Raw genomic sequence first — 24992 nt, 5'->3', positions numbered from 1 at the left:
TCTATATTATACTCATATCGAGCATAAGTGGCCCGATGCAAGGAGACCCCTCATGGCCAGATTGATCGATTCCGCTCCCGGATGCCCAACACCCACCCCTTTGCGCGGCGCGTCCGCCGCAGCAGAGCGCGGTCTCGTCTATGACGATGCTGTCCGCGCCGAAACCGACAGCCTCTATCCGCTGGTTGCGGATTTCATCACGCCGATGGAATGGCCCGCGGTCGCGCCTCTCGTCGCCGCGATCAACCGCCTGAAAAAGGAAAAGAACGCGGTCATCCTGGCCCACAATTACATGACGCCGGACATTTTCAGCCTCGTCGGCGACTTCCGGGGCGACAGCCTCCAGCTTGCGCGCGAAGCCTCTGCCACCACTGCCGGTGTCATCGTCCAGGCTGGCGTGCATTTCATGGCCGAAACCTCCAAGATCCTTGCCCCTGACAAGACAGTCCTGATCCCGGACCTGCGCGCGGGCTGTTCGCTCGCCGCATCGATCACCGGGGCCGACGTGCGCCTGATCAAGGAAAAGTACCCGAATTATCCCATCGTCACCTACGTGAACTGCACCGCCGACGTGAAGGCCGAATGCCACATCACCTGCACCAGCTCCAATGCATCGCAGGTTGTCGAACACATCGCGAAGGAATGGAATTCCGACACCGTCATCATGGTGCCAGACCAGTACCTCGCCAAGAATGTCGCGGCCCAGACGGATATCCGCATCATCACCTGGCCGGGCGCGTGTGAAGTGCACGAGCTGTTCTCGGCCGACGATGTCAGCCAGCTGCGCGACGCCTATCCGGGCGTCGTCATCCTGGCCCACCCGGAATGCCCGCCTGACGTTCTGGAAACGGCCGACTTTGCCGGCTCGACATCGGCGCTCGCCAATTACGTCAAGGAAAACAAGCCGAACAAGGTTGTCCTCCTCACCGAATGTTCGATGAGCGACAATGTCGCTGCAGAGAATCCGACCGTGAATTTCGTACGGCCGTGCAACCTCTGCCCGCACATGAAACGCATCACGCTGGAAAACATCTATGACTGCCTCGTCACCGGGGAATATGAGGTCAAGATTCCGGAAGACGTGCGCGTTCGGGCCAAGGAAGCGCTCGATGCCATGATGGCCCTGCCGAAACTTGAGCGCCCACTGGCATTCAAGACCGGTCTCAAGCCACTTGAACTCGAAATGGTCGTGTAAGGCAGCTTGGTAGTTGTGCCGCCCGTCAGGGTGGGACTAATCTCACATGAAGGCGCCGAGGCGGCGATCAGGAGGTAGACGATGTTCCAGGGCAGGACACGCTTGGCGGCCGCCCTTGCGGCATTCGCCCTGCTCGCAGGCGCACCGGCTCATGCCGGCAATGACGATGACGCCGACAAGGCCGACGTGCTGGGCACCTGGAGTTTCCAGACCCGGCCCTATCGTGGCGGCGAATGCCTGATGACCGGCACGATGAACCTGTCGCCCAATCCCGAGCCTGGCGTCTATTCGTGCGAGCTTACAGCCGTCGAAGTCTGCTCCATGTGGGGCCGCTCTGTGGTGCGCCAGTCCTGCCAGGCGCGGCGCTTCGGCAACCAGGTCTCGATCCGCTCCCAGATCGAGGAAATGCTGGAATCGAAATTCGAAGGCCTCGTCTATGTCCCTGATAATTTCACGCTGACGATCGAGTCCGCCGACCGCATGTTCGGTGCCCTCGTGTCGGCCGTGACGGCCCCGGCGGAGTTCCGCCGGGCGAATGACGGGATATCCTGATACGGTGACCACTGCAGGCATTCAGACACTCACGGCGACCGGCGCGCCGGAAAGCGACGTGCTCATCGTCGGCGCCGGCCTTGCGGGCCTGTTCCTCGCGCTCGAGCTGGCACCGCGTCCCTGCCTCGTCATCTCGCCCGCCCCGCTCGGCCAGGCAGCGTCCTCCGCCTGGGCACAAGGCGGCCTTGCCGCAGCACTCGACCCGCTCGACAGCGCAGAACAACATGCCACTGACACGGTGAACGCCGGCGCTGGCCTGGTCGATCCCGTCATTGCCCGCCTGATCGCCGAAGAAGGCCCGGCGCGCGTGCGTGACCTGGTACAGCTCGGCGTTCCGTTTGACCGCACACCCGACGGCGCCCTCGCCCTGTCACTCGAAGCAGCGCATTCGCGCCCGCGCGTCGCACGCGTCGCTGGTGATCTTGCCGGCAAGGCGATCATGGACGCGCTCGTGGCGGCCGTCGCCGCAGCGAACCATATCCGCGTCATCGAAGGCGTCCGGGCCGTCGCGCTGCTGCAGGATGATACGCTGCGGGTTGGCGGCGTTGTCCTGCGTGACCAGGCTGGCCGCCTGACAACCTGCACCGCCCGGGAGACTGTCCTGTGCACGGGCGGCACGGGTGGCCTGTTCCAGGTCACCACCAATCCGCGCGAAGCCAGGGGCGACGCCATCGCCATGGCCTACGAAGCCGGTGCCCTGCTGGCCGACGTCGAGTTCGTCCAGTTCCACCCCACTGCGATCGACATTGGCCGCGATCCTGCGCCGCTGGCCACGGAAGCCCTGCGCGGCGAAGGCGCCACCCTGCGCAATACGGACGGCACGCGCTTCATGGCAAATTATCACACGCTTGAAGAGCTGGCGCCGCGCGACGAGGTCGCCCGCGCGATCCATTCGGAACGGGCTGCCGGCCGCGGCGCCTTCCTCGACTGCCGCACAGCCGTCGGCAATCATTTCCCCGATCATTTCCCGACCGTGTTTTCCGCCTGCAAGAGCGCCGGCATCGACCCGCGCTTCGACATGATCCCGATCGCGCCGGCGGCGCATTATCACATGGGCGGCATCGTCGCCGATTTCTGGGGCGCGTCCACTCTCGACGGCCTCTCGGTGTGCGGCGAGTGCACCTCCACCGGCGCGCACGGCGCCAACCGGCTGGCCTCCAACTCCCTCCTCGAGGCTGTTGTCTTTTCCCATCGCATCGCCGGACGGCTGCGCAACGCGGCGCTGGACGCGGCGATCGCAACACGCGGCACGGTGCCGGCTTCGCTGCCCCACGATGCCCTGCAGGCGCTCCGGGCCGGCATGTCGAAACAGTGCGGCGTTGTGCGCAACGCGGCGGGCCTCGATACGCTGCTCTCAGACATTGATGCGCTCAAGGCCACCCACGGCCCGGCCCGGCCACTGATCACCGCCGGCTTGATGGCGACGGCCGCGCTTGCCCGCACCGAAAGCCGCGGCGGCCATTTTCGCAGCGACTTCCCCGAAACCAACGCACCCGAACGCCAGTTCCTGATCCGGGCGTTTGACGACCCAGCCGAAAAGGTTGCCAGCACATGAGCCCTGTCCCCCCGCCCCTGCCCGCCATCATCCTCGACCCGATCGTCCGGCTCGCCCTCGCTGAAGACCTTGGCCGGGCCGGCGACCTGACGACCGATGCCACGATATCTCCGGACACGAACATGCGAGTCGTGATCGCCGCCCGCAAGCCGGGCGTGATTGCAGGCCTCGACGCCGCCGCGCATGCGCTGCACCTGATCGACCCGGCCATGCAGCTCGTGATCGAAAAGCCGGACGGCAGCGCCATCGTGCCTGGCGACATTATCGGTCGCCTCGACGGCACCGCCCGCTCCATTCTCACCGCCGAACGCACCATGCTGAACTTCATCGGCCGCCTGTCGGGCGTTGCAACCCTCACCCGCGCCTTCGTCGAAGCCATTGCCCACACCGATGCACGGATTGTCTGCACACGGAAAACGACGCCCGGCCATCGCGCCCTCGAGAAACGCGCCGTGCGCTGTGGCGGAGGCACGGCACACCGCTACGGTCTCGATGACGCCATCCTCATCAAGGACAATCACATTGCAGCCTGCGGCTCGATCGCCGAGGCCATGACCCGCGCCAAGGCCTATGCCGGACACTTGCGCATGATCGAGATCGAGGTCGACACGCTGGACCAGCTCGACCAGGCGCTTGCCCACGCCCCGCACGCCATCCTGCTCGACAACATGGACAACGACACCCTGCGCCGTGCCGTCGCCATGATTGATGGCCGGGTCACAGCCGAAGCGTCAGGCGGCGTCACTCTCTCCACAGTGGCCGGAATCGCCGAGACGGGTGTCGATTTCATATCGGTTGGCGCGCTCACCCATTCCGCGCCCAACCTTGACGTGGGGCTGGATGTCGTCTGACACTGGCATTCACAGGACATTTCTCGCAGGAAGGACAGGGCATGGCAGGATCCGGCGGGCGAAAGAGCATCTTCATCACCGGCGCGGCCTCGGGCATCGGCGCCGAGACGGCGCGCTATTTCGCTGATCGCAACTGGTTTTGCGGCCTCTATGACGTCAACGAAGCGGGCCTCAAGGAGGTCGCCGACGAGATCGGCCGCAACAATTGCCATGTCGCGCAGCTGGACGTGCGCAACCGGGCCGAATGGAGTCAGGCGGTCACAGGGTTTGGCGAGGCCACCGAGGGCGCCATGAACGTGCTGTTCAACAATGCCGGCGTCGGGCGCCACGGCTGGTTCGAAGATGTCTCCGCCGATGACAATGACTGGGTCATCGACGTCAATCTCAAGGGCGTCATCAATGGCGTCCATGCCTGCCTGCCCATGCTGCGCGACACGCCCGGCGCGCGGATCGTCAACACCGCCTCGACCGCCGGCATCGTCGGCTCTCCCCAGCTTGCCGTCTACTCGGCCACCAAGTTCGCCGTCCGTGGACTGACGGAAGCGCTGGATGCGGAGTTCCGCGACCTGGACATCCGCGTCACCAGCCTGATGCCCTGGTTCATCGACACGCCGATCCTCGACATGGGCGCGGCGGCCGGTGCAAACGTGAAAATGTCGGACCAGCTGCGCGAGAACGGCATGACCGTCTATCCGGTTTCGATGGCGGCCGAGCGCGCCTGGGAAGCGGCGCATGGCAAGGACGTGCACTACATGGTTGGCAAGGATGCAGAGCGCGCCCGCTTCATGACCCGCTGGCTGCCCGGCGCCATCCGCAAGCGCGTCAAGGCACAGGTTCCGCCGCGCAGCTGATGGCGGATACAAGAAGACCGCCGATCACATGATCGACGGTCTTTGAATGATTGCCGAATGGCGTGTGCCTAGCGCAGCACGTTCGGGCTGATATCGTTGCTCGCAACTTCGACACCGGTCTGCATCGCCGTATAGGCCGCAATCTTGTCGGCATTGCTTGGCGTGTTCAGCTGCGGCTCTTCATAGTCGACCGAGCGGATCGTCGTCAGGCGCGGCGCGCCGTTCGAGATCGTGCGGTTCGATGTGGTGACAGCGGCAGGAGCCGTGGACACCGGCATGACGGTCTGGATGTAGGAGGTTGCAGCCTCCGTATCCGGCGTCACGACATCCGCTCCGGCTGACGCATATTGCAGCTGTGCGCGGCGATTTTCATAACCCTTGCGCACGCTGGCCCATTCCGTCGAGCCGCGTGGGAAGCGGTAGAAGATGTGCATGCCGATCTTGTCGGTCTTGATCAGGCCGGCGCTCCAGATCGGGTCGACATAGGTTGCGTGATAGTGCGTGGCACCACCGGTCTGGTCGACATTGAGATTCATCATCACGTGCGCAGCGATCGTCTTTGCGCGTTCCCAGTTCTTGCCCATGGGCGGCGTCTTGAGTGCGCCGTCGCAGGTGAAGGTGAACTGGCAGCCGGTCGTGCGTGTCGCACCCTGGTACACCACGCCACAGGCGGTGTCCGGATAGCGATGGTCACGCACACGGTTGGCGATGACTTCGGCAACGGCGAGCTGGCCGTTGAGCGGCTCGTGGGCCGATTCATAGTACACGGCCTGCGCCATGCACTTCTGTTCCGCGCTGATCGTCTCGGCGCGCTTGATATGTTCGGGGCGGAAGCTGGTCAGCGAGTTCAGCGCTGCGCCATCGCGGTCGCGCATGGCATAGCGGCTCATCGAGGAACCGGTATCGCGCTCCAGGGTGTATTCGACGGTACGCATCCAGGGCGTGTCCAGCAGGGCCGGCGTAAACGCAGCGGTCCGCGCGGTCACGCCGCCGTCTTCAATGCTCGCAAGCCTTACAGCCTGCTCACGGAAGTCCGCATCAGCGCGTTTCTCGGCCTGAATCTGACCGACCATGGGCAGCGTGACTGTCGCAGCCACGGCGCAGACGGCGATCGTCGCACCGCGAATGAAGATATCTCGCTGTTCGTCGTCTGTCATTGTCATCCACCAACGCTTGAGCTTCTCTCGGAGCCCACCCATTGGCGACAGAGTCGCCCTTCGTGGTTGAAGAACCCTTAACATCACCGCTCCCCAATCCCTGGCAGACGATATAGCTTCGTCTCTAAATGACCCAGGCGTGTTTGGTTTGACTAATATTCCAGAACCGCTTCGGTCCCGCTTCTGGGCGGGAAATAGGCGGCCAATCCCCTTACTAGCAAGAACGCAGCCACTTCTCTGAGTGACATTTCCGTCAGGTGCAAGATACCGAATCGGGGCGGATTCCGGCCGTGGACACGGCCGGTTTTCCCAGTCTGTTGAATTTCATAAGAAATTAACGAATTCGGCCTGGCCGGCCGCTCGCGCCCGCATTTGCCCCTGTGACAAATCTACAACACCATTTTGCCATCGAAACGAGCTGCCTGGTGGCTATTTGTGCGATTCTTCGAGCGCCGCATGTGCCGCCGCGAGACGGGCGATCGGCAACCGGTAAGGCGAGCAGGAGACATAATCGAGGCCTGCACGGTGGCAGAATGCGACCGAAGCCGGGTCGCCGCCATGCTCTCCGCAGATGCCCAGCTTGATGCCTGGGCGGGTCTTGCGCCCTCGTTCTGCGGCGATTTTCACCAGTTCACCGACACCCACCTGGTCCAGCGTGACGAAGGGATCCTTCTCGTAGATGCCCTTCTCCTCGTAGATTTTCAGGAATCGCCCGGCGTCATCGCGTGAAATCCCCAATGTTGTCTGGGTCAGGTCATTGGTTCCGAACGAAAAGAACTCGGCAGACTGGGCGATCTCGCCCGCCTGCAGGGCGGCCCGCGGCAGCTCGATCATGGTGCCGACCATATAGTCCAGCGTCGTGCCGGTTTCCGCGAATACCGCCTTGGCGGCGCCATCAACGACGGCCTTCAGGATCGACAGTTCCTTGTGCGTGCCGACAAGCGGGATCATCACTTCCGGCACCGGCTGGCGGCCGGTTTCCTTGGCGACGTTCACCGCAGCCTCGAAGATCGCCCGTGCCTGCATCTCGTAGATTTCCGGATAGGTGATCCCGAGGCGGCAGCCACGGTGGCCCAGCATCGGATTGCTTTCGTGCAGGTCTGCGGCGCGCCGCTTCAGTTCCTCGACCTTCACGCCAGAGGCCTTGGCCACCTCTTCCATGTCGGCATCCGAGTGCGGCAGGAATTCGTGCAGCGGCGGGTCCAGCAGGCGGATCGTCGCCGGGCGGTCTTCGAGGATCCGGAACAGGTCCTCGAAATCGGCACGCTGCATCGGCAGCAGCTTGGCCAGCGATGCGCGCCGGCCGGCTTCGTCATTGGCCAGGATCATTGCGCGCACTTCCGGAATGCGGTCGGCGTCGAAGAACATGTGCTCGGTCCGGCAGAGGCCGATGCCCTCGGCGCCGAACTCGACCGCCGTGCGCGCATCCAGCGCCGTTTCCGCGTTCGCCCGCACTTTCAGGCGGCGGGCCTTGTCGGCCCAGCCCATCAGCGTCCCGAAATCACCGGACAGGTCCGGCTGCATCATCTTGACCGCGCCGAGCAGCACCTGCCCTGCTGCGCCGTCCACGGTGATCACGTCACCCTTTTTCACTTCCCGGCCCATGACGCGGAACACGCCCTTGGCGGTGTCAATCTGCAGGCCACCGGCGCCGCAGACGCAGGGCCGGCCCATGCCGCGCGCAACAACCGCCGCGTGGCTGGTCATGCCGCCGCGCGCCGTCACGATGGCGCGGGCCGCGTGCATGCCCTTGATGTCTTCCGGGCTGGTCTCGATGCGGACAAGGATCACGTCCTCGCCCTTCTCGGCCATGGCAAAGGCTTCTTCTGAATCGAACACGACCTTGCCGACGGCCGCACCGGGGCTGGCCGGCAGGCCGGTCACGATCACGTCGCGCACGGCATCCTCGGCGATGGTCGGGTGCAGCAGCTGGTCCAGTTGCGACGGTGCCAGCCGCAGGACGGCTTCTTCCTCGGTGATCAGGCCGTCGCGCGCCATGTCGACCGCGATCCTGAGCGCGGCAGAGGCCGTGCGTTTCCCGTTGCGGGTCTGCAGCATGTAGAGGCGGCCATTTTCGACCGTGAACTCCAGGTCCTGCATGTCCTTGTAGTGGCGCTCCAGCTTGTCGGCCACTTCGCGCAGCTGCGCATAGACCGGCGGCATCGCTTCTTCGAGCGGCGCATCAGCGGATTTCAGCGTGTCGGCACGCTCGCGCGAGATCGGCGCCGGCGTGCGGATTCCCGCCACAACGTCCTCGCCCTGCGCATTGATCAGGTATTCGCCATAGAAGATCGGTTCGCCATTCGACGGGTCGCGCGTGAAGGCGACGCCGGTGGCCGAGGTTTCGCCAAGGTTCCCGAACACCATCGACTGCACGGTCACCGCCGTGCCCCATTCGGTGGGAATATCGTTCAGCTTGCGATAGGTGATCGCCCGGTCGTTCATCCACGAGCCGAACACGGCCGAGATCGCGCCCCACAGCTGTTCCTTCGGATCATCCGGGAAGGGCTTGCCCAGCGCCTTCTCGACGGCCTCCTTGTAGGAGACGATCACGGCCTTCCAGTCTTCCGCTTCCATCTCGGTGTCGAGTTCGAATCCCTGGCGCTCTTTATAATCGTCGAGAATGTGCTCGAACGTGTCATGGCGCAGGCCCAGCACGACATTGGAATACATCTGGATGAAGCGGCGATAGCTGTCATAGGCAAAGCGCTCCCCTGCCAGCTTGGCAAGGCCCTTCACCGAGGCCTCGTTGAGGCCGAGGTTCAGCACCGTGTCCATCATGCCCGGCATCGACGCGCGCGCGCCCGAGCGGACCGAGACCAGCAGCGGGTTTTCCGGGTCGCCGAAGCCCTTGCCGGATTCCTGTTCGACCGCGGCCAGCGCAGCGTCCACCTGCGGCGACAGGGTCGAAGGGTATTCGCGCTCGAGTTCGTAATAAGCGGTGCAGACGGCCGTCGAGATGGTAAATCCGGGTGGCACAGGCAGGCCGAGTTTCGCCATTTCGGCGAGATTGGCGCCCTTGCCGCCGAGCAGGTTCTTCATCGAGGCATCGCCATCGGCCGTGCCGCCACCAAACCCGTAGACCCAGGTCTCGTCTGCCTGTTTCAAAGCCGCTTCACCCATGAAATTCACCCTCTTAAGACTGTGCGGACAAAATAGTTGCCGCAAAACCTGCAATTCCTATGCTGCATCGCAGCGCGGATTGCCAGACCTGAGAGTGCGTGAAATCGCCCGTCAGGCTAGTTTTCTGGGGCACCGCCGCCGGGAGTCAAACGCGCGTGACCCATTTGACACGCGATATTGCCTGCCAGGGCTGTTTCAAACCGGAACAGGCGGGCGTTTACCCTTCGATCAACGAGAAATCGGCGACCTGGTGAAGGGTAGCGCGAACATCGGTCAGCAAGGCGAGGCGATTCGCCCGCACCGCCGCATCACCGTCATTCACCATGACACCCTCGAAGAAGGCATCGACGGGGCTGCGCAGCTTCGCCAGCTCGCTCATCACCCCGGCGAAATCCTCGGCCTTCAGCGGTGCCGCGATGGCGCTCCGCACAGCAGTCAGCGCCGCATACAGCGCCTGCTCTTCCTTGGGGCCCTTTTTGATGAGCGCGGCATCGACGGAAAGATTCTCCGGCAGCGCGCCCTTCTTCTCTTCGGCTCTCAATATATTCGCCGCGCGCTTGTAGCCCGCCAGCAGCGTCGCGCCGTCTTCGGTATCAAGGAACGCTCCCAGCGCCTCGACCCGCCGCGTGATCAACACAAGATCATCCTCGCCCAGCGCAAACACCGCATCAATCAGGTCATGCCGCTGGCCCTGGTCGCGTAGGTATTGTTTCAGGCGGTCTGCGAAGAAGGAGAGGAGGTCAGAACATTGGCTCCAGTAAGATCGATATCTTGCATCGCTTTCCATAGCCCGGATGTACTCCAAAAGCGTAAGAAGACTCGGTTTGCCTCGGCGCGCTTTCACCTCAACGTTTGCCAACGATTTGACAGCCATAGGATAGTGTTCAAGCTTTGATTTTGTGAATTGCAGGTAACGCTCTTCCATGGCGTACATCACGCCCAACAAGCTGATCCGATTTTCGCTCTCCAACACAATCCGCACCACGCCCAACGCCGCGCGGCGCAGCGCAAACGGATCCTTCGATCCCGTCGGCTTCTCGTCAATCGCCCAGAAACCCACCAGCGTGTCCAGCTTGTCTGCCAGCGCCACGGCAATGCTCACCGGGTCTGTCGGCACGGCGTCTGATGGCCCCTGCGGCTTGTAATGGTCGCGGATCGCATCAGCGACAGAGGCCGGCTCGCCCGCCGCCAGCGCATAATACCGCCCCATCACGCCCTGCAGTTCCGGGAACTCGCCAACCATTTCCGACACAAGGTCGGCCTTGCACAGCCGCGCCGCACGCTCTGCCAGGTCGGCATCCGCGCCCACGGCCGGCGCCAGTTCGCGCGCCAGTGCCGCCACGCGCTCCACCTTGTCACCAAGGCTGCCCAACTCTTCCTTGAACGCAATCGTCGACAGCTTTGCCGCCATATCATCCAGCTTCGTCGCCTTGTCCTTGTCCCAGAAGAACCGGCCATCCTCGAGCCGCGCCGAGAGAACCCGCGCATTGCCCGCCGCGATCTGTTTACCACCATCAGACGCATCGATATTGGCGACCACGATGAAATGCGGTGCCAGCTTGCCGGTCTTCTTGTCGTTCACCGCGAAATATTTCTGGTGCGTGCGCATCGACAGCGTGATCACTTCCGGCGGCAGGTCCAGGAAGGCCGGGTCCATGTCACCCAGCACCACGACCGGCCATTCGGCGAGGCCCGTAACCTCTTCCAGCAGGCCTGCGTCTTCCACCCATTCCAGGCCCGCCCTGGCGCACACGTCCGCAATGCCCTTGGCAATCACGTCGCGCCGCGCAGCGCGCGTCAGCCGCACATGGCCCTTGCCTTCCAGCTGCTTTGAATAATCGGCCCAGCCCGTCACCGTGAACGGCCCGCGCCCGTGCACCCGGTGCCCCTCGGTCTGGTTGCCGCTGGCAAGGCCATCGACCTCGAACGGCACGACCTTGCCGTCCAGGACGCACACAATCCCCTGCAGCGGACGCACCCAGTGCAGCTCGCCCGTGCCCCAGCGCATGCTCTTCGGCCAATGGAACCCGCGAATGATCGCCGGCACGGCCTCGGCCACCACGTCCGCCGTCAGGCGGCCAGGCTTGTCCAGCATGGCAACGTAGAAGTCGCCCTTCTTCGGGTCCGTGCGCACTTCGGCCTGGTCAATCGATGTCAGCCCGGCGCCCTTCAGGAAGCCTGCAATCGCCTGCTCCGGCGAGCCGACCTTCGGGCCCTTGCGTTCTTCCGACACGTCCGCCGATTTCACCGGCAGGCCCGTCACGTTGACCGACAGGCGGCGCGGCCCGCTGGCCGTTTCCAGCGCATCAAAGGCCAGGCCCGCCCCGGTCAGCGCATCGCCCAGCGCCTTGCCGAGATCGGCCTCGGCCTTGGCCTGCATGCGTGCAGGGATTTCCTCGGAAAATATCTCGAGCAGTAGGTCAGCCATAGGGAGTCCAGCCGTTGGGAATTGAACCTGCACGGCATAGACGCGCCTGCGCCGGGGTCAAGTCTGGGGCGCCCATCGGCCCTGCCGGCAAAACCCATTGATCGCGCCAAGGCTTGGCAAAGCCAGCAGGAATCCTGCAAGGTCCGGGCGATACTCAGGGGAAACATCACCATGCTCGAACAGATCGCCTACGCGGCTCAAATCGTTGGCGTCGTCGCAGTCGTCGCGACACTTATTTATGTCGCCATTCAGGTCAGGCAGGGCACCGCGCTGTTGCGCTCGGAATCGCGGCAGGCCCAGTTGGCGAACGACCAGAGCGGCGTCTACAAATTCGTCGAACACCCCGACTTGGGGCGCATCTTCTCGCAGACGGAAACGCCCAGTTTTGAAGAGAAGACCAGGCTGATCTTCTGGATGATCGGCCAGATGCGCGCCCGCGAATTCGAATGGCTCCAGTACAAGAGCGGCGCCATGGACAAGGAAGCCTGGGAATCCTATCGCGGCGTCATCTATTTTGTACTCGGCACCGAGCGCGCCCGGAACCTATGGGCCCTGTGTCGCTCTTACTTCAATGTCGGCTTCGTGCAGATGGTCAACGACATGATGGAAGGCGTCCCCCCCACCGATTATTGGGATAATCTGGCAAAAATCGATTAAGCGCGCAGCCTAGAGGCCGTTATGCGTTCCGTCGCAGAGCGGCACCTTCCCTGTGCGCTTGCAGGCACAGAAGAACGCGTTGCCCGATTTTTCGGCTGTCCAGCTGACCGGCTCGAACGCGGTGCCCTTGTGGCTGCCGTCGCAAAAAGGCTGGTTCTTGGACTGGCCGCACGCACACCACCAATAGGTCTTGCCTGCCACCACCGCGACCGGAATCGGTTGCTTGCCAGCGATTTTGGGTTGTTCGGCCATTCATCAGTCCTCCGCAGCTTTCGCATCGACTGTGCATCCGATCGCCTTCTACTGCAACAGGATCGGGGTCATATCACCAAAACGTCAATTAGCATGAAGGCCGGGAAATTCGCCCCCTCGTGGTCATTCAGCAGGTGAACGGCCCGCTCCGGCATGGCACTGCCTCAGCTTGCTGCCCGCGCCTCTTCCTGTTCCGCCCACTGGGCGGCCGCGCCGCGGGCGAGGTCGCGCACACGGGCAATATAGGCCTGGCGTTCAGTCGGGCTGATCGCGCCGCGCGCGTCGATCAGGTTGAACGTGTGGCTGGCCTTGAGGGCGTAGTCATAGGCCGGCAGCGGCTTGCCCGCATCGCGCAGCGCGTTCGACTGGCTCTCGCAATCGGCAAACCAGCGTTTCAGCATCTCGACATCAGAGTGTTCGAAATTGAAGGCCGATTGCTGGCGCTCGTTCTCGAGGAACACATCGCCATAGGTCAGCGGCACGGCAGAGTCCGGGTCGTTGAAGGGCAGGTCGTAGACATTGTCCACGCCGAAGACATACATGGCGAGGCGTTCCAGCCCGTAGGTCAGTTCGCCCGAAACCGGGAACACGTCGAGCCCGCCGACCTGCTGGAAATAGGTGTACTGGCTGACTTCCATCCCGTCGCACCAGACTTCCCAGCCAAGGCCCCATGCGCCGACGGTCGGGTTTTCCCAATCGTCTTCCACGAAGCGGATATCGTGCACCATCGGATCGATGCCGATCTTGTAAAGGCTTGTCAGGTACAGGTCCTGCAGGTTCGCCGGGTTCGGCTTCAGGATCACCTGGAACTGGTAATAGTGGCCCAGCCGGTTCGGGTTTTCGCCATACCGCGCATCCTTGGGTCGCCGCGACGGCTGCACATAGGCCGCCCGCCAGTTCTTCGGCCCCAGCGCCCGCAGCACGGTGCCCGGGTGCAGCGTCCCGGCGCCGACTTCCATGTCGTAGGGCTGCAGGATCGCGCAGCCCTGATCGGCCCAATAGGCCTGCAGGATCAGGATCAGGTCCTGGAAGGATTTCGGTTTCGGCTGGGCTTTGGGCGCAGGCATGGGAAATGTCCGGAAATTGACGTCCGGCCCGGACTACAAGGCAGCGCCGTGCGGCGCAAGCACTAGAGGCCCTTGGAGTCGGGGTGGTCGGCAGACCCGCTCTTGCGCCCGGTCAGCGCGCGGTAGAATGCCGGATGCCCGAGCAAGGCAATGGCCAGCCCGAAAATGGCAAATCCGAAGAAGACGACACCGAATACCACGTAACAGGTCCTCCTGAAGATTCCTGTCGTCGGTTTGAGGTGGGTGGCCCGTGAATGAATTCAAGGCAGAACCGGGTCCGGCCCCACCTCACCCACACCTCACCCATGCCGCGCCCTGCCCTACCATTGCAGTGCCCGTCCCGCCGCCACATCATGCCCTACGGTCGACCGCTCCCCGCCCCTGTCATGCGTGTAGATCGGTGCCAGCAACCTGACCGGCCCCCGCTTCAAGCCCTTGCGCCCCCTTACCAGCACCCGCCGCGCCTCCTCGCCAGGCTTGGAGGCAACCGGCAGGACGGTGATGTCCCCGGTCTGCCTGTCCATCGCCGTCAGGATGCGCGCCAGTTCGGCCGCCCGGTGGACAAGCACCACGGGCGCGCGCGGCCTGGCGGCGAACACCATGGCCTTCACCCAGCCGGAAACATCAAGCGATTCAAGGTAGGCCGTCTCCTTTCCCTCGCCCGGTGGCGAGATCCGGCCCGGCTCGAAATAGGGAGGATTGGCGAACACGGTGTCGAACCGGTTCTCATGTGCCTTGACCCAGTCGGACGCCTCGCCCGCCTGCACGGACACACGGGTCTCGAACCCGTTCGCCACCGTACCGGCCTGCGCCAGCGCCACCATGTCCGCATCGATCTCCACGCCGGTGAACCGCACCTCCGGCAATCGGAACGCCGCCGGCAACAGCGCGCCGCCACACCCGCATCCAAGCTCGAGGAACGCGCCATTTTCCCGGCTTTCCAGGGCAGCGGCCAGCAGCAGGGAATCGCTTCCCGCGCGGAATCCCTTCAATGGCTGCAACAGTTTCACGCGGCCCTGGTAAACCGTGTCTTCGCTGTGGGTGATCACCCCGGCTCGACCTCGGACAGCGCCGTAACGGCTCTCGCGGCGAGGTCTTCGCGAACCATCACCCGGCGCGGAAACGCACCGATATTGCCTTCAACGGCCGAGATGTGCTGGTCGGCGACGAAGTAAGCGATGCCCGCCTCCCGCAGCAAATGCTCGACATAGGACAGCTTCACCGGATCATTGGTACGGAATATCTCTTCCATCAGGGCGCATTGCCACGCAGGTTGATGTCGACAGAGCGCGCGTCATAGACGGTCGGCCGGTCCGGCTTGGCCCCTTCGCCGATGACGAAATCCAGCACTTCAGTCACTTTTCCGCTACTGCCGCCGATCGGAAAGCCGATGCCGACCCCGACGCCAACGCCGCTATAGCCGCGCGACCCGGACGACCCGCCGACACTGACAGACGTTCCGCCGCCGCGTCCCGCCGGGCTGGCGTCGGTATATCCGCCTGTCACCTCGAACCAGTCGTTGCCTTCCTGAAGCGTGATCTCGGCTGCGCGAAGCAGCGCCATGTCCCGTGCACGCTGGGGATCCTTGTCTGTGTAGGATACCCGGTAGCGGCCGGTTTCGATTTTCTGTGAGGTATATCCCGCTGCCGAGCTGGACGCGGCCGGTCCGTAAGGAACGTGGCTTGCGCAGGCAGAAACGAGACCAAGGGCGGCGACGGCGATGAGTGTTTTCATACTGTGTATAAACCCCAAAACACGGAGGCGTTCCAGCCCCTGAATATGGACGCTCTAGCATCGGCGCCAGACTTGGCCCATATAGCTGCGGCCCGGTGCCGCGTCGTTCTTTGGACTCTCGTGGCATAAACATAGATAATAAGCATTGCCGCACCCAACAGGAGTTCGCTTCTTGACCCTCGCGCCAAGACCCAAGACCAAGGCGGCCATCGAGTCGGTTGTCGAGCGGATGCAGGACCTCGTTGCCGACGATTTGGCAGCCGTGGAAGTCCTCCTCGCCACACGGGCGGCAAGCCCCGTCGCGATCATTCCCGACCTGTCCGGCTATATCGTTTCTGCTGGCGGCAAGCGCCTCCGGCCAATGATCACGCTGATTGCAGCTGCCGCTGTGGGCAAGGCGAACGAACAGACTCACGCGCTGGCTGCGGCCGTCGAATTCATCCACACCGCCACCTTGCTGCACGACGATGTCGTCGATGAAAGCGACCTGCGGCGCGGCAAGCCCGCGGCCAAGGCGATATGGGGCAACAAGGCTTCGATCCTGGTTGGCGATTTCCTGTTTGCCCGTGCGTTCAACCTGCTGGTCGAGACCAACAATCTCGAAATCCTGAACCGCCTTGCCACTGCATCCACGACGATTGCCGAGGGCGAAGTCCGCCAGCTCGCCGCCATGCAGAAGCGCGACCTGCCCACCGAAGACTACCTGGCCATCGTCGAGGCCAAGACGGGTGCACTGTTCGAAGCCGCCGCCGAAACCGGCGCCATGTCGGCCGATGGGGCCGAACACGCCGCTGCTCTGGCAACCTACGGCAAGAATCTCGGCCTCGCCTTCCAGATCATTGACGATGTGCTTGATTATGGCGGCACCACCACGGTCATCGGAAAGTCGGTCGGCGACGATTTCCGGGAATGCAAGATCACCCTGCCCGTGATCATCGCGCGTCGGCGCGGTTCTGATGAAGATCGCGAATTCTGGGAGACGGCGCTCGATCCCGAAACCCAGTCCGAACAGGACCTCGCGCACGCCGTTCACCTGATCCGGGCGACTGGCGCAGCCGAAGCCACCGTGCAGGAAGCGGAAGCCTATGCGGCACTCGCCAAGGGCGCCCTCCGCACGCTTCCGGCCAGCATCTATCGCGACGCTCTCGAAGACCTTGCGGATTTCTGCGTCAGTCGGGCCTACTAAAGGCCTTCGCGTTTCAGGCGCCCGCCGATTACGGCGCGTTGCCAGAACCACAGGGCAGAACCGGTCGTGCACAACGTGATGAATATCCAGAACGCCGTCGCGTCCGACGGTGTCGAGGCGTCGATTGCGACCACCGGCGCCACGCCGCACACGATGCAAAAGCCCCACCAGAGAAGTGCGACACACCAGTGCGGCCAGCCTGCCCGCAGGAACAGCTGGTAGGCATGGTCGCGGTGCGGGTGGAACAGGTTGCCGCCCTGCCGGGCACGCCAGGCCATCGTCAGCAGAATGTCCACCAGGAACGGCAGGGTCAGGGTCGCCGGCACCCAGACGGAATAGGTGCGCGCCAGGACGAGGCCGGATACCGCGATGACCGCACCGGCGCCGAGCGCCCCGACATCACCGGCATAGAGCTTGCCGCGCAGGTTCCAGAACAGGAACCCGAGAATGGCCTGCGCTGTCAGGACAGACAGCACGACCATCGTGCCAGGAAGGGCAGAATCGGCGCTGAACCAGGCATGAGGAAACAGCATCAGCGCGGTTGGATAGAGCATGCTGGCCGCGCTGCCCATGGCCAGGCCGTTCGCGCCGTCCATGAAATTCGTGCCGTTGATGATGACGAACAACCAGAGCGCTGCCCCGAGGATCGCGATCCAGGCAGGCAGGGGCCAGCCACCGTCCGGCCCGCCGGGAAGGTAGAAGGTTTCAAGGTGCGGGCCATAGGCCGCCGCCAGCACGCACATCAGGCCTGACAGGCCGAACTTGTAGCGCGCCTGCAAGCCCCGGACATCATCGACAAGGCCGACCAGGGCGGCCGCGGCGACGAGGAGGATGAGAGGCACGAAGCCGGCTACATTAGGGGACGCCAGGGCGAAGTAGAAGGCAAGTGCGGTGGCGAGGACGGCGAGGCCGCCCGCGCTGGGCACGGGCGCAGCCTGCGTCTTGCGGCCGCCATCGGGGGCATCCTTGATTCCCAGCCGCATGACCACAAGGCACAGGACGAATGACACCAGCGTCGGACCGAAAAGGGCGATGGAAATCACAGGACAGGCTCTCCGAGCAGGGTGGCACGCACCCACCAATCGGGATGGGTTTGCGACAGGCTGTGGCCCGCATCGCGGGCAGCCGCAAGCGTCGGAAACAGAACCCAGAACGTGGCGCCCGATCCACTCATGCGCGCCAGGCCGGCGGCGGGAAGGGCCGCCAGGGTTGCCGCCACGCCGGCCAGCGCCGGAAGAAGGCTGCACGCCGGGGCTTCAAGGTCATTGCGCTGCCCGGAAAGCCAGGCTGACAACTGGTTGACGGTGTCGAAAGTCGGCAAGGCCGTCTCGGCAAAGTGTTCGCCGCCGCCCGCGTCATCGAAGGCGGCAAAGACAGGACCGGTCGGGCACGGCAGGCCCGGATTGACCAGCAAGGCCGGCAAGGCGCCCGGCAGGGCCGCAGGCACCACACGCTCCCCTTCCCCGCGCATCAACGCCGATCCACCGTGCAGCGCGACCGGGACATCCCCGCCAAGCGCCGGTGCGACGGCCCGGGCGTGGAGCGGATCAAGGTTCCAGAGCCGGGTCAGCACGCGCAATGCTGCAGCTGCATCCGCCGAGCCGCCGCCAATACCGGCAGCAACCGGCAAATGCTTCTCAAGCGTAAGCGCCGCCCCGCTGGTGACGCCGGCGGCCTGCTGCAGCGCACGTGCGGCCTGCAGCACAAGATTATCCCCGCCGACGCCCAGCGTTGACGCTGCCGGGCCCGTGATGGTGAGGGAAAGGGTGTTGGCAGGGCGCGCGCTGACCTGGTCCGCAGCATCCGCGCCTGCAAACACGACCAGCGAGTCGAGCGGGTGCCGGCCGTTCGCCTTTGCACGCGCGACATGCAGGAACAGATTCACCTTGGCCGGGGCGGGCTCAGTCAGCATCAGGCCTGGCGATCAGGGCCGCTGGACGAGCGGCACGGGCGGAGCGGCGTCTGTCTCGGCCTTTTTCAGAACCAGCGTCTCCGGTCCTGCCTCCATCTTGGCCTCGATCCGTTCGCGCTCGCTGTCCGAGGGATCAAGCTTCAGCGCGCGTTGCCACTGGAAACGGGCTTCGGTCTTGCGGCCAACCTGCCAGTAGGCGTCGCCGAGGTGGTCGTTGAGCAGGGCTTCGCCAGGTGACAGCTCCACCGCACGTTCAAGGAAACGGGTGGCAAGTTCATAATGGCCCATCCGGTAGTGCGCCCAGCCGAGACTGTCGACGATATAGCCGGACTTGGGGTCCAGTTCGACGGCACGGCGGATCATCTCCAGCGCCGGTTCGAGATTCAGGCCCCGGTCAATGTAGGAATAGCCGAGATAATTGAGGACCGACGCATCATCCGGCTGCAGCGCGAGTGCCGCCTTGAGGTCTGATTCAGCTTCGGGCCACATGCCGAGCTGTTCGCGGGTGGCACCCCGCGCGAACAGGATCCGCCAGTCGGTTCGGCCGACCTTGGCGTCCTCCGCGATGACCTCACTGAGAAGCCGGTCGGCGTCGGCAAACTGGTCGAGCGAGCGGAACAGGTCCGCCAGCTGGACCTTCAGGCCCCGGTCAGGCGAATGGTCGAGCGCATCTCCCGCAATCGCGATGGCTTCCTGGTTGCGCCCTTCGCGGCGCAGGGCCCAGGCCATCTGGCCGCGGGCCGTGGCATAGAATTCGGAAGAATCCGGGATGCGCGACAGGACCGAGATCGCCTCCTGGCGGCGGTCAGCATTGTCGAGCGACTGGCCCCAGAGCGAGCGGGCGACCTGGAGGTGCGGATCGAGCGCCAGGGCCAGAACGAAATAGACGCCTGAGAGGTCGTCGTCTGTCTGCATCATCAGCGCCGCTGCGGGCACGTATACCGCCAATGCCGCGCCTTCACGTGTCGACAGGCGCTCCGGGCGGATCCTCTTGCCGGCAAGGATGTCGGCCCGCAAACCCTCAAGCGCGGCGTTCTGGCCGATTTCCTCACGGAATCCCTGCAGGATGTCCAAGGCCCGCTGTTTCTGGCCATTGGCCGCCAGAAGCTCGGCATGTGCGTGCACACCGACAGCCAGCCGGGCCCCTGAATCCCACAGCTGGTCGAAGGTTTCGAGCGCGGCAGCATCTTTCTTGTCGGCGGCCTGGATCAGGCCCAGCATGTAGAGCGTGGCGCTGTCGAGGCTCGGGTCACCGGTCAGGCCCGCGCGCAGGTAGGTTTCCGCCTTGTCGGCGCCATGCCGGTCTGCGATGCGCCAGGCCGACAGGCCCCGTGCGACCATGCGATTGAACGGGCCGTAATCGGTCTCGTCGAGATAAACGGCCGCTTCGTCCTCCCGCCCGCGCACCATGGCATCGACACCGAGCGTCAGGCGGACGAGCGTCGCTTCGCTGCCGACTTCATTCGCCCGGCGGGCAAGCCGGACGCCGGTGTCATAATCACCTGCCAGCAGCGCTGAAAAGACAGCCCGCTCGGCTATACCGGACTTTTCCGGTGCCGTGTCGATTGCCGCCGCATAATATTCCGCCGCCGTTTCCGGGTCGTTCGTCATCGCGGCAAAGCGCGCGACGAGGAAATCGCCGTAAGCGCGGGCATCCGGCGGGCGACCGTCGGCGAGCATGGCGTCGCGCAGGCCCTGGGTCGCATTCGAGTTCACGCACGAGCCCGCGAGCAGGACGGCAGCAAGCGCAGACAGGGACCGGACAATGTTCATCTTGGCAATCTCTCAGTAACCGTCGCCTGCGGCAAGCCCAATACACCCGTTATGACTGGCACTCAGTCGGATGCGACAATCACTTCCTGGCGGTCGAAGAACTTGTCGATGCCGCGCTTGACCGCCTGCATGGTTCTTGCCCGTCCTGCGGTGGACTGCAGGCGCTTGGCATCCGCGGTGTTGGTCAGGAATCCCATCTCGAGCAGCACGGCCGGCACATCCGGTGCCAGCAGCACGTAGAACCCGGCATTCCGGTGCGTCCCGCGCAGGACCGGGCCCGCCGCCGCCAGTTCCGGCAACAGGAGCTCGGCAAAGGCCGCCGAGTGCGACTTGGTCTCGCGTTTGACGAGATCGACCAGGATGCCGCTGATGGCCTTGGAGGCGCCGGTCTCGACCGGGATTTTCCAGTCGTTCTTGTCGGCTTCCTTGTCGATGCGGCGTTCACCGCGCTCGGAAATGGTGTAGACCGAAGCACCTGCCACGTCAGGCGATCCCGCCGCGTCGGCATGCAGTGAAATGAACAGGTCTGCACCCCAGTTGCGCGCCAGCGTGACGCGGTCCTCGAGTTCGATGAACGTGTCGTCGTCACGCGTCAGGCGGACCACATAACGATCATCCTTTTCCAGAATGTCCTTGAGATAGAGCGCCGCCTTCAAAGTGACGTCCCGCTCAAGCAGGCCGCGGGCAGACTGCGTACCCGGATCCTTGCCGCCATGGCCGGCATCAACCACGATGACGTACTTGTGGTCACCCTTGCGCTCGCTTGGCCGCAGCGGACCGGGCGGGGTGATTTCTGCCGCCGCAAGCGCGTAGGTGGCCTTGCGACTGTCGGATTCGGCCCGTGCCAGGCGCTGCATGTCGCGTTTTGCCGTGCTGGCGAACCGTGCAGGCGAAACTGTCTCGAGGTCGATGATGACCCGGTAGGATGTCGCGCTACCTGTCGGCGGAAGGTTGAGGACGCGCGAAACCATCAGCGGTCGATCGAGCGCAAAACTGAGGCGACCACTGGAAAGCGCCCAGGTTTCAACACCGCCCGCGCCCTTGCCGACGCGGGGTGAAATTTCACCCTCAAGTGGCACAATCAGGCTGCGCTGGCCGCCGGATTGTGCCAGGAAGGCACCCGCATCCTGGGCCGTATCGCTCCAGACGGTGATCCGGGTTGGCTCGCCATTCCCCACGATCCGGACGTCACTGATTTCAGCCTGTGCGAAAAAACCCGTACAAATACAGGCTAATGTCAGCAGAATCAGGCGAAACAGGGTCATCGGCTCAATGCGGCGGGGTCAAATTGGCAGGGGTCAGCATCATCACCCTCTTCCCCTAACAGGAGGAAGATTAACCCAGCATTGACCGGACTTATGCGAGTCAACTGTGCTGTAAAGAATTTCGCCCTTTCAATTCGCGGTGAAATTGGGCACTATCCACGCCGTAGCCGGAATAAAGGCTATCCAACAAGTTTCCTAATGACGCGTCAGCGATCGCGCTTCACCGAAAAGGCAAGCGGGCGCCGCGCTCCGGAAAGCAAAGCAATATGTGCACGGGTGCCGTGGCCATCGTCAGTATTCCATTATCGCCTCACGGCGCGTGGTACCGGCATGGCCGCACCCTCCCCCAACCAACACAGACCGGCCTGACCGCTCGCTCGAGGCGCACCGCGCCCGTGGCGGCGGCGCCGGATCATAAGGTCATGTTCCATGAGCAAACTCATGCTAATCGATGCCGCCCACCCGGAAGAGACCCGTGTGGCCATAGTCAATGGCGGCCAGGTCGATGATTTCGACTTCGAGACAACCGGCAACGAACAACTCCGCGGCAATATCTACCTCGCGAAGGTAACGCGGGTCGAGCCGTCGCTGCAGGCGGCATTTGTCGAGTATGGCGGCAACCGCCACGGATTCCTCGCCTTCAGCGAAATCCACCCCGATTATTACCAGCTTCCCGCCGAAGACCGCGAAGCCCTCCTCAAGGAAGCCGCCGAAGAGGCCGCTGCCGCGATCGAGGATGAAGACGACGACGAGCCGGACGAGGCCGATGAGGTCCACGCCGACGACGATTCCGACGATGATGACGAATCTTCGGACGACGATGATGATGACGACGACGATGACGAGACCGGTGACTCCAAGGCGGCTGCCAAGCCGGCCCGCGGTCGGCGCCCGGCACGCAAGGAATCACCCCGCTCGTCGATCTCCAAGCGCTACAAGATCCAGGAAGTGATCCGGCGCCGGCAAGTGATGCTGGTGCAGGTCGTCAAGGAAGAACGCGGCAACAAGGGCGCGGCCCTGACCACGTTCCTGTCGCTGGCCGGCCGGTATTCGGTCCTGATGCCGAACACGCCTCGCGGTGGCGGCATTTCCCGCAAGATTGCCAACGGTGCCGATCGCAAGCGCCTGAAATCGATCATCGGCGAACTGGATGTGCCGGACGGCATGGGCCTGATCGTGCGCACGGCCGGTGCCAAGCGCACCAAGGCCGAGATCAAGCGCGACTATGACTACCTCTCGAAACTCTGGGAAACCATTGTCGAGAAGACGCTGACCTCCGAAGCACCGATGCTGATCAATGCCGAAGGCGGCCTTGTACACCGCGCCATGCGCGACATGTTCGACAAGGACATCGAGGAAGTCTGGGTGCAGGGCGAAGAGGCTTACCGCGAGGCGAAAGACCTCGCCAAGCTGATCATGCCGAGCCAGTCGAAAAAGGTTCAGCAGTGGAAGGACGACGATCCGCTGTTCGTCGCCGAGGCTGTCGAAGGCCAGCTCGATTCGATCTACTCGCCGACCGTGCAGCTCAAGTCCGGCGGCTACCTGGTGATCAACCAGACCGAAGCCCTCGTCGCGATCGACGTGAACTCGGGCAAGTCGACCAAGGAACGCAATATCGAGCAGACCGCGGTGCGCACCAACCTGGAAGCGGCCGAAGAAGCCTGCCGCCAGATGCGTTTGCGTGATCTTGCCGGCCTCGTCGTGATCGACTTCATCGACATGGACGAGAACAAGAACAACCGCGCCGTCGAGAAAAAGCTGAAGGAATGCCTGAAGGTTGACCGCGCCCGCGTCCAGCATGGCCGCATCTCGCAGTTCGGCCTGATGGAAATCTCGCGCCAGCGGCGCCGTCAGGGCGTTCTGCAGGCAACGTCCGACCCGTGTGAAGCGTGCAATGGCACAGGCCGTCGCCGTTCCATTCCGTCGGCTGCACTGCAGCTGATCCGGGCAATCGAGGCCCGCGCCTCGACCGGCGGGCTGAAAAGCATTTCCGTCAAGGCGCCGACAGATGTCGCGCTGTATATCCTCAACAACAAGCGCGAGGCGCTGATCGAGATCGAGCGGCTCGCAGGCTTTGCCGTGTCGATCCATTCCTCGGAAGACCTGTTGCCCGGCGACTTCATGATCGACGCCGAACGCGACCCGAACCAGAAGCCGAAGAAAAAGTCGCCGCCACGGTCGCTGTCCAAGGCATCGAAGCCGGCTGTCTCCGATGACGACGACGAGGACATTGACGACGAGGACGACGACGAGGAAATCGCCGCTGAATCCGACGACTCTTCCGACGCCAGGTCGGACGATAGCCAGGACAAGCCGCGCAAGCGCCGGCGTCGCCGGGGCGGACGCGGACGCAACCGCGACGGCCGCGATACCGGATTGGAAGTCATCGATGGCGACACCGCACCCACAGAGGCGGATGCCGGTGCCAACGCCGAAGACGATAATGGCGATGACGCGGACGAACCGGGCGGTGCCCCTGAGACCAGCGCCGATGACAGCGAAGACGGTGCCCGCAAGCGCCGCCGGCGTGGTCGTAGAGGCGGACGTCGCCGGCGGCGGCCTGCAGGTGAAGAGCGTGCCGAAGGTGCGGACGAGAACGCCCCGACCGATGGCGGCGCCTATCTCGACGGCCTGTCGGCCAGTGCACCGGAAATGCTCGATGATGTTCCGCCTAGCGAAGCGGCCGCAGAATCCGAACCGGAGCCTGTTGCAGCTGTCGTCGCAACCGAAGCGGACGCAGACGCCGAAGCGCCGGTTGAGAAGCCGAAACGCGCGCGTCGGTCTCGTGCCAAGCCGAAGGCGGACGCTGCAGTCACAGACGCGCCGGTCGAAACCAGGGCCGAACCTGAAGCCGAGCCGGTCGCCGAAGCGGCGCCTGAACCGAAACCGGAGCCTGAGGCCAAGCCTGCCAAAGAGCCGGCCATGGCCGCCGCCCCCGAACCGAAGCCAGAGCCCAAGCCGGAACCGGCCAAGACCGCAGACACCGGTGCGAAGCGCAAGGGCTGGTGGGCCCGCGCCCGCGGCGAATAGACCGCTGACCAGACAAGAAAAAGGCCGGAGCAGAAATGCCCCGGCCTTTTTGTTTGGACCTGCGCTGCGCGCCAGCCTACCCGGCTGTAACAGCCGCGCCGTCGCAGTTCTTGTCCTCGTAAATCCCCATCAGGTGAGTGCGCCGCTTGTCCACCAGGTCCTGCGCCTTGTCGGCATCCATGTAGTTGCCGACGGCTGCTGGCCAGAAGAGAACAACCGCCGCGACATTGGCGGTGTTCACCCCCTTGTTGTCGTCAGCCTCGTTCATGACATTATCAAGAGCCACGAACTCGCTCTCGAGTTGTGAGCAGGACATCTTCTGATCTCCCGGCTGCATTGTACTGACTTTCGTTGTCGACGTGCAGGCCGACGCAAGCAAAGCGGCAATTGCCGCCCCGAAGAGC

Annotated in this window: 22 protein-coding genes; 8 read left to right on the top strand and 14 right to left on the bottom strand. The window is 63.9% G+C overall.

Translation table 11 applies throughout. From position 1 onward, the window contains the following. Nucleotides 1-52: 52 nt before the first annotated feature. From nadA to HJO_RS13285, 5 genes are all read left to right on the top strand, one after another. Nucleotides 53-1195 (top strand): quinolinate synthase NadA, encoded by a 1143-nt coding sequence (nadA, locus tag HJO_RS13305; protein WP_035617621.1) that lies wholly within the window; start codon nucleotides 53-55, stop codon nucleotides 1193-1195. A gap of 81 nt (nucleotides 1196-1276) precedes the next feature. Beyond that, on the top strand, nucleotides 1277-1747 hold the full coding sequence (locus HJO_RS13300) for a hypothetical protein (RefSeq protein ID WP_035617619.1): 471 nt from the start codon (nucleotides 1277-1279) through the stop codon (nucleotides 1745-1747). Beyond that, nucleotides 1731-3302, top strand: a complete 1572-nt coding sequence (locus HJO_RS13295; protein WP_084142003.1) for an L-aspartate oxidase — start codon at nucleotides 1731-1733, stop codon at nucleotides 3300-3302. The genes HJO_RS13300 and HJO_RS13295 overlap by 17 nt, the downstream gene beginning before the upstream one ends. Beyond that, nucleotides 3299-4153, top strand: coding sequence for a carboxylating nicotinate-nucleotide diphosphorylase (gene nadC, locus HJO_RS13290; RefSeq protein WP_035617616.1), 855 nt, complete (start codon nucleotides 3299-3301; stop codon nucleotides 4151-4153). The genes HJO_RS13295 and nadC overlap by 4 nt, the downstream gene beginning before the upstream one ends. Before the next feature lie 41 nt (nucleotides 4154-4194). After that, nucleotides 4195-5004: an SDR family oxidoreductase gene (locus HJO_RS13285; RefSeq protein ID WP_035617614.1), complete on the top strand. Its 810-nt coding sequence runs from the start codon at nucleotides 4195-4197 to the stop codon at nucleotides 5002-5004. 68 nt (nucleotides 5005-5072) lie between these two features. Here HJO_RS13285 and HJO_RS13280 read toward each other — a convergent pair whose 3' ends face one another. The 3 genes from HJO_RS13280 to glyS all read right to left on the bottom strand — a co-directional run bounded on the left by HJO_RS13280 (nucleotide 5073) and on the right by glyS (nucleotide 11712). Next, a complete protein-coding gene (locus HJO_RS13280) occupies nucleotides 5073-6161 on the bottom strand; it encodes a cell wall hydrolase (RefSeq protein ID WP_241764747.1) in 1089 nt (362 codons plus the stop codon). 429 nt (nucleotides 6162-6590) lie between these two features. Further along, the gene (gene ppdK / locus HJO_RS13275) at nucleotides 6591-9284 is read right to left on the bottom strand and encodes a pyruvate, phosphate dikinase (protein WP_051618604.1); all 2694 of its coding nucleotides are present in this window, start codon (nucleotides 9282-9284) and stop codon (nucleotides 6591-6593) included. A gap of 217 nt (nucleotides 9285-9501) precedes the next feature. Beyond that, nucleotides 9502-11712 (bottom strand): glycine--tRNA ligase subunit beta, encoded by a 2211-nt coding sequence (gene glyS, locus HJO_RS13270; protein ID WP_035617613.1) that lies wholly within the window; start codon nucleotides 11710-11712, stop codon nucleotides 9502-9504. Between the two features lie 171 nt (nucleotides 11713-11883). Here glyS and HJO_RS13265 point away from each other — a divergent pair, with 171 nt between their 5' ends. Beyond that, a complete protein-coding gene (locus tag HJO_RS13265) occupies nucleotides 11884-12369 on the top strand; it encodes a hypothetical protein (protein ID WP_035617611.1) in 486 nt (161 codons plus the stop codon). A 9-nt stretch (nucleotides 12370-12378) separates the two neighbouring features. On the opposite strand, the gene HJO_RS13260 is transcribed toward HJO_RS13265, so the two are convergent. From HJO_RS13260 to HJO_RS13240, 6 genes are all read right to left on the bottom strand, one after another. Next, nucleotides 12379-12621 carry a CDGSH iron-sulfur domain-containing protein gene (locus tag HJO_RS13260; RefSeq protein WP_035617608.1) on the bottom strand — a complete coding sequence of 81 codons (243 nt, stop codon included), beginning with the start codon at nucleotides 12619-12621 and terminating at the stop codon, nucleotides 12379-12381. Between the two features lie 164 nt (nucleotides 12622-12785). Beyond that, on the bottom strand, nucleotides 12786-13688 hold the full coding sequence (locus HJO_RS13255; protein ID WP_035617606.1) for a glycine--tRNA ligase subunit alpha: 903 nt from the start codon (nucleotides 13686-13688) through the stop codon (nucleotides 12786-12788). A gap of 62 nt (nucleotides 13689-13750) precedes the next feature. After that, complete coding sequence (locus tag HJO_RS18450) at nucleotides 13751-13888, bottom strand: hypothetical protein (protein WP_156945644.1); 138 nt, start codon at nucleotides 13886-13888, stop codon at nucleotides 13751-13753. Nucleotides 13889-14008: 120 nt separating this feature from the next. Beyond that, a complete protein-coding gene (locus HJO_RS13250) occupies nucleotides 14009-14737 on the bottom strand; it encodes a tRNA1(Val) (adenine(37)-N6)-methyltransferase (protein ID WP_035617604.1) in 729 nt (242 codons plus the stop codon). Further along, on the bottom strand, nucleotides 14734-14940 hold the full coding sequence (locus tag HJO_RS13245) for a putative signal transducing protein (RefSeq protein ID WP_035617602.1): 207 nt from the start codon (nucleotides 14938-14940) through the stop codon (nucleotides 14734-14736). Before HJO_RS13245 ends, HJO_RS13250 begins: the two co-directional genes overlap by 4 nt. Next, the gene (locus HJO_RS13240; RefSeq protein WP_035617600.1) at nucleotides 14940-15422 is read right to left on the bottom strand and encodes a CC0125/CC1285 family lipoprotein; all 483 of its coding nucleotides are present in this window, start codon (nucleotides 15420-15422) and stop codon (nucleotides 14940-14942) included. The genes HJO_RS13245 and HJO_RS13240 overlap by 1 nt, the downstream gene beginning before the upstream one ends. A 229-nt stretch (nucleotides 15423-15651) precedes the next feature. Here HJO_RS13240 and HJO_RS13235 point away from each other — a divergent pair, with 229 nt between their 5' ends. Further along, the gene (locus HJO_RS13235) at nucleotides 15652-16608 is read left to right on the top strand and encodes a polyprenyl synthetase family protein (protein WP_164473941.1); all 957 of its coding nucleotides are present in this window, start codon (nucleotides 15652-15654) and stop codon (nucleotides 16606-16608) included. On the opposite strand, the gene HJO_RS13230 is transcribed toward HJO_RS13235, so the two are convergent. The 4 genes from HJO_RS13230 to HJO_RS17865 form a co-directional block, all read right to left on the bottom strand. After that, the gene (locus HJO_RS13230) at nucleotides 16605-17651 is read right to left on the bottom strand and encodes a glycosyltransferase family 4 protein (RefSeq protein WP_035617595.1); all 1047 of its coding nucleotides are present in this window, start codon (nucleotides 17649-17651) and stop codon (nucleotides 16605-16607) included. The two genes, HJO_RS13235 and HJO_RS13230, sit on opposite strands and share 4 nt — an antisense overlap. Continuing rightward, nucleotides 17648-18517 (bottom strand): 4-(cytidine 5'-diphospho)-2-C-methyl-D-erythritol kinase, encoded by an 870-nt coding sequence (locus tag HJO_RS13225; RefSeq protein ID WP_035617804.1) that lies wholly within the window; start codon nucleotides 18515-18517, stop codon nucleotides 17648-17650. The genes HJO_RS13230 and HJO_RS13225 overlap by 4 nt, the downstream gene beginning before the upstream one ends. A gap of 15 nt (nucleotides 18518-18532) precedes the next feature. Further along, nucleotides 18533-20293 (bottom strand): tetratricopeptide repeat protein, encoded by a 1761-nt coding sequence (locus HJO_RS13220; protein ID WP_035617593.1) that lies wholly within the window; start codon nucleotides 20291-20293, stop codon nucleotides 18533-18535. A 62-nt stretch (nucleotides 20294-20355) separates the two neighbouring features. After that, the gene (locus HJO_RS17865; protein WP_051618603.1) at nucleotides 20356-21558 is read right to left on the bottom strand and encodes an N-acetylmuramoyl-L-alanine amidase family protein; all 1203 of its coding nucleotides are present in this window, start codon (nucleotides 21556-21558) and stop codon (nucleotides 20356-20358) included. Nucleotides 21559-21987: 429 nt separating this feature from the next. Here HJO_RS17865 and HJO_RS13210 point away from each other — a divergent pair, with 429 nt between their 5' ends. Beyond that, nucleotides 21988-24588, top strand: coding sequence for an Rne/Rng family ribonuclease (locus tag HJO_RS13210; protein ID WP_084141999.1), 2601 nt, complete (start codon nucleotides 21988-21990; stop codon nucleotides 24586-24588). 76 nt (nucleotides 24589-24664) lie between these two features. Here the strand turns inward: HJO_RS13210 and HJO_RS13205 are convergent, their stop codons facing one another. After that, nucleotides 24665-24904 (bottom strand): hypothetical protein, encoded by a 240-nt coding sequence (locus HJO_RS13205; protein WP_162173832.1) that lies wholly within the window; start codon nucleotides 24902-24904, stop codon nucleotides 24665-24667. Nucleotides 24905-24992 lie beyond the last annotated feature (88 nt).

The sequence above is a fragment of the Hyphomonas johnsonii MHS-2 genome (genome assembly GCF_000685275.1).
Lineage (GTDB): Bacteria > Pseudomonadota > Alphaproteobacteria > Caulobacterales > Hyphomonadaceae > Hyphomonas > Hyphomonas johnsonii.
Note: the sequence above shows the minus strand (reverse complement) of the source record. Positions and strands in the feature narration are given on the sequence as shown.

What these genes read in the sequence shown, in the direction of transcription:
- nadC (WP_035617616.1), top strand. Translation starts at nt 3,299, where the DNA reads ATGAGCCCTGTCCCCCCGCCCCTGCCCGCCATCATCCTCGACCCGATC.
- HJO_RS13265 (WP_035617611.1), top strand. Translation starts at nt 11,884, where the DNA reads ATGCTCGAACAGATCGCCTACGCGGCTCAAATCGTTGGCGTCGTCGCA.
- HJO_RS13285 (WP_035617614.1), top strand. Translation starts at nt 4,195, where the DNA reads ATGGCAGGATCCGGCGGGCGAAAGAGCATCTTCATCACCGGCGCGGCC.
- HJO_RS13280 (WP_241764747.1), bottom strand. Translation starts at nt 6,161, where the DNA reads ATGACAGACGACGAACAGCGAGATATCTTCATTCGCGGTGCGACGATC.
- HJO_RS13295 (WP_084142003.1), top strand. Translation starts at nt 1,731, where the DNA reads ATGACGGGATATCCTGATACGGTGACCACTGCAGGCATTCAGACACTC.
- HJO_RS13235 (WP_164473941.1), top strand. Translation starts at nt 15,652, where the DNA reads ATGCAGGACCTCGTTGCCGACGATTTGGCAGCCGTGGAAGTCCTCCTC.
- HJO_RS13240 (WP_035617600.1), bottom strand. Translation starts at nt 15,422, where the DNA reads ATGAAAACACTCATCGCCGTCGCCGCCCTTGGTCTCGTTTCTGCCTGC.
- ppdK (WP_051618604.1), bottom strand. Translation starts at nt 9,284, where the DNA reads ATGGGTGAAGCGGCTTTGAAACAGGCAGACGAGACCTGGGTCTACGGG.
- HJO_RS17865 (WP_051618603.1), bottom strand. Translation starts at nt 21,558, where the DNA reads ATGACCCTGTTTCGCCTGATTCTGCTGACATTAGCCTGTATTTGTACG.
- nadA (WP_035617621.1), top strand. Translation starts at nt 53, where the DNA reads ATGGCCAGATTGATCGATTCCGCTCCCGGATGCCCAACACCCACCCCT.
- HJO_RS13245 (WP_035617602.1), bottom strand. Translation starts at nt 14,940, where the DNA reads ATGGAAGAGATATTCCGTACCAATGATCCGGTGAAGCTGTCCTATGTC.
- HJO_RS13210 (WP_084141999.1), top strand. Translation starts at nt 21,988, where the DNA reads ATGAGCAAACTCATGCTAATCGATGCCGCCCACCCGGAAGAGACCCGT.
- HJO_RS13205 (WP_162173832.1), bottom strand. Translation starts at nt 24,904, where the DNA reads ATGTCCTGCTCACAACTCGAGAGCGAGTTCGTGGCTCTTGATAATGTC.
- HJO_RS13300 (WP_035617619.1), top strand. Translation starts at nt 1,277, where the DNA reads ATGTTCCAGGGCAGGACACGCTTGGCGGCCGCCCTTGCGGCATTCGCC.
- HJO_RS13260 (WP_035617608.1), bottom strand. Translation starts at nt 12,621, where the DNA reads ATGGCCGAACAACCCAAAATCGCTGGCAAGCAACCGATTCCGGTCGCG.
- HJO_RS13220 (WP_035617593.1), bottom strand. Translation starts at nt 20,293, where the DNA reads ATGAACATTGTCCGGTCCCTGTCTGCGCTTGCTGCCGTCCTGCTCGCG.
- glyS (WP_035617613.1), bottom strand. Translation starts at nt 11,712, where the DNA reads ATGGCTGACCTACTGCTCGAGATATTTTCCGAGGAAATCCCTGCACGC.
- HJO_RS13255 (WP_035617606.1), bottom strand. Translation starts at nt 13,688, where the DNA reads ATGCCTGCGCCCAAAGCCCAGCCGAAACCGAAATCCTTCCAGGACCTG.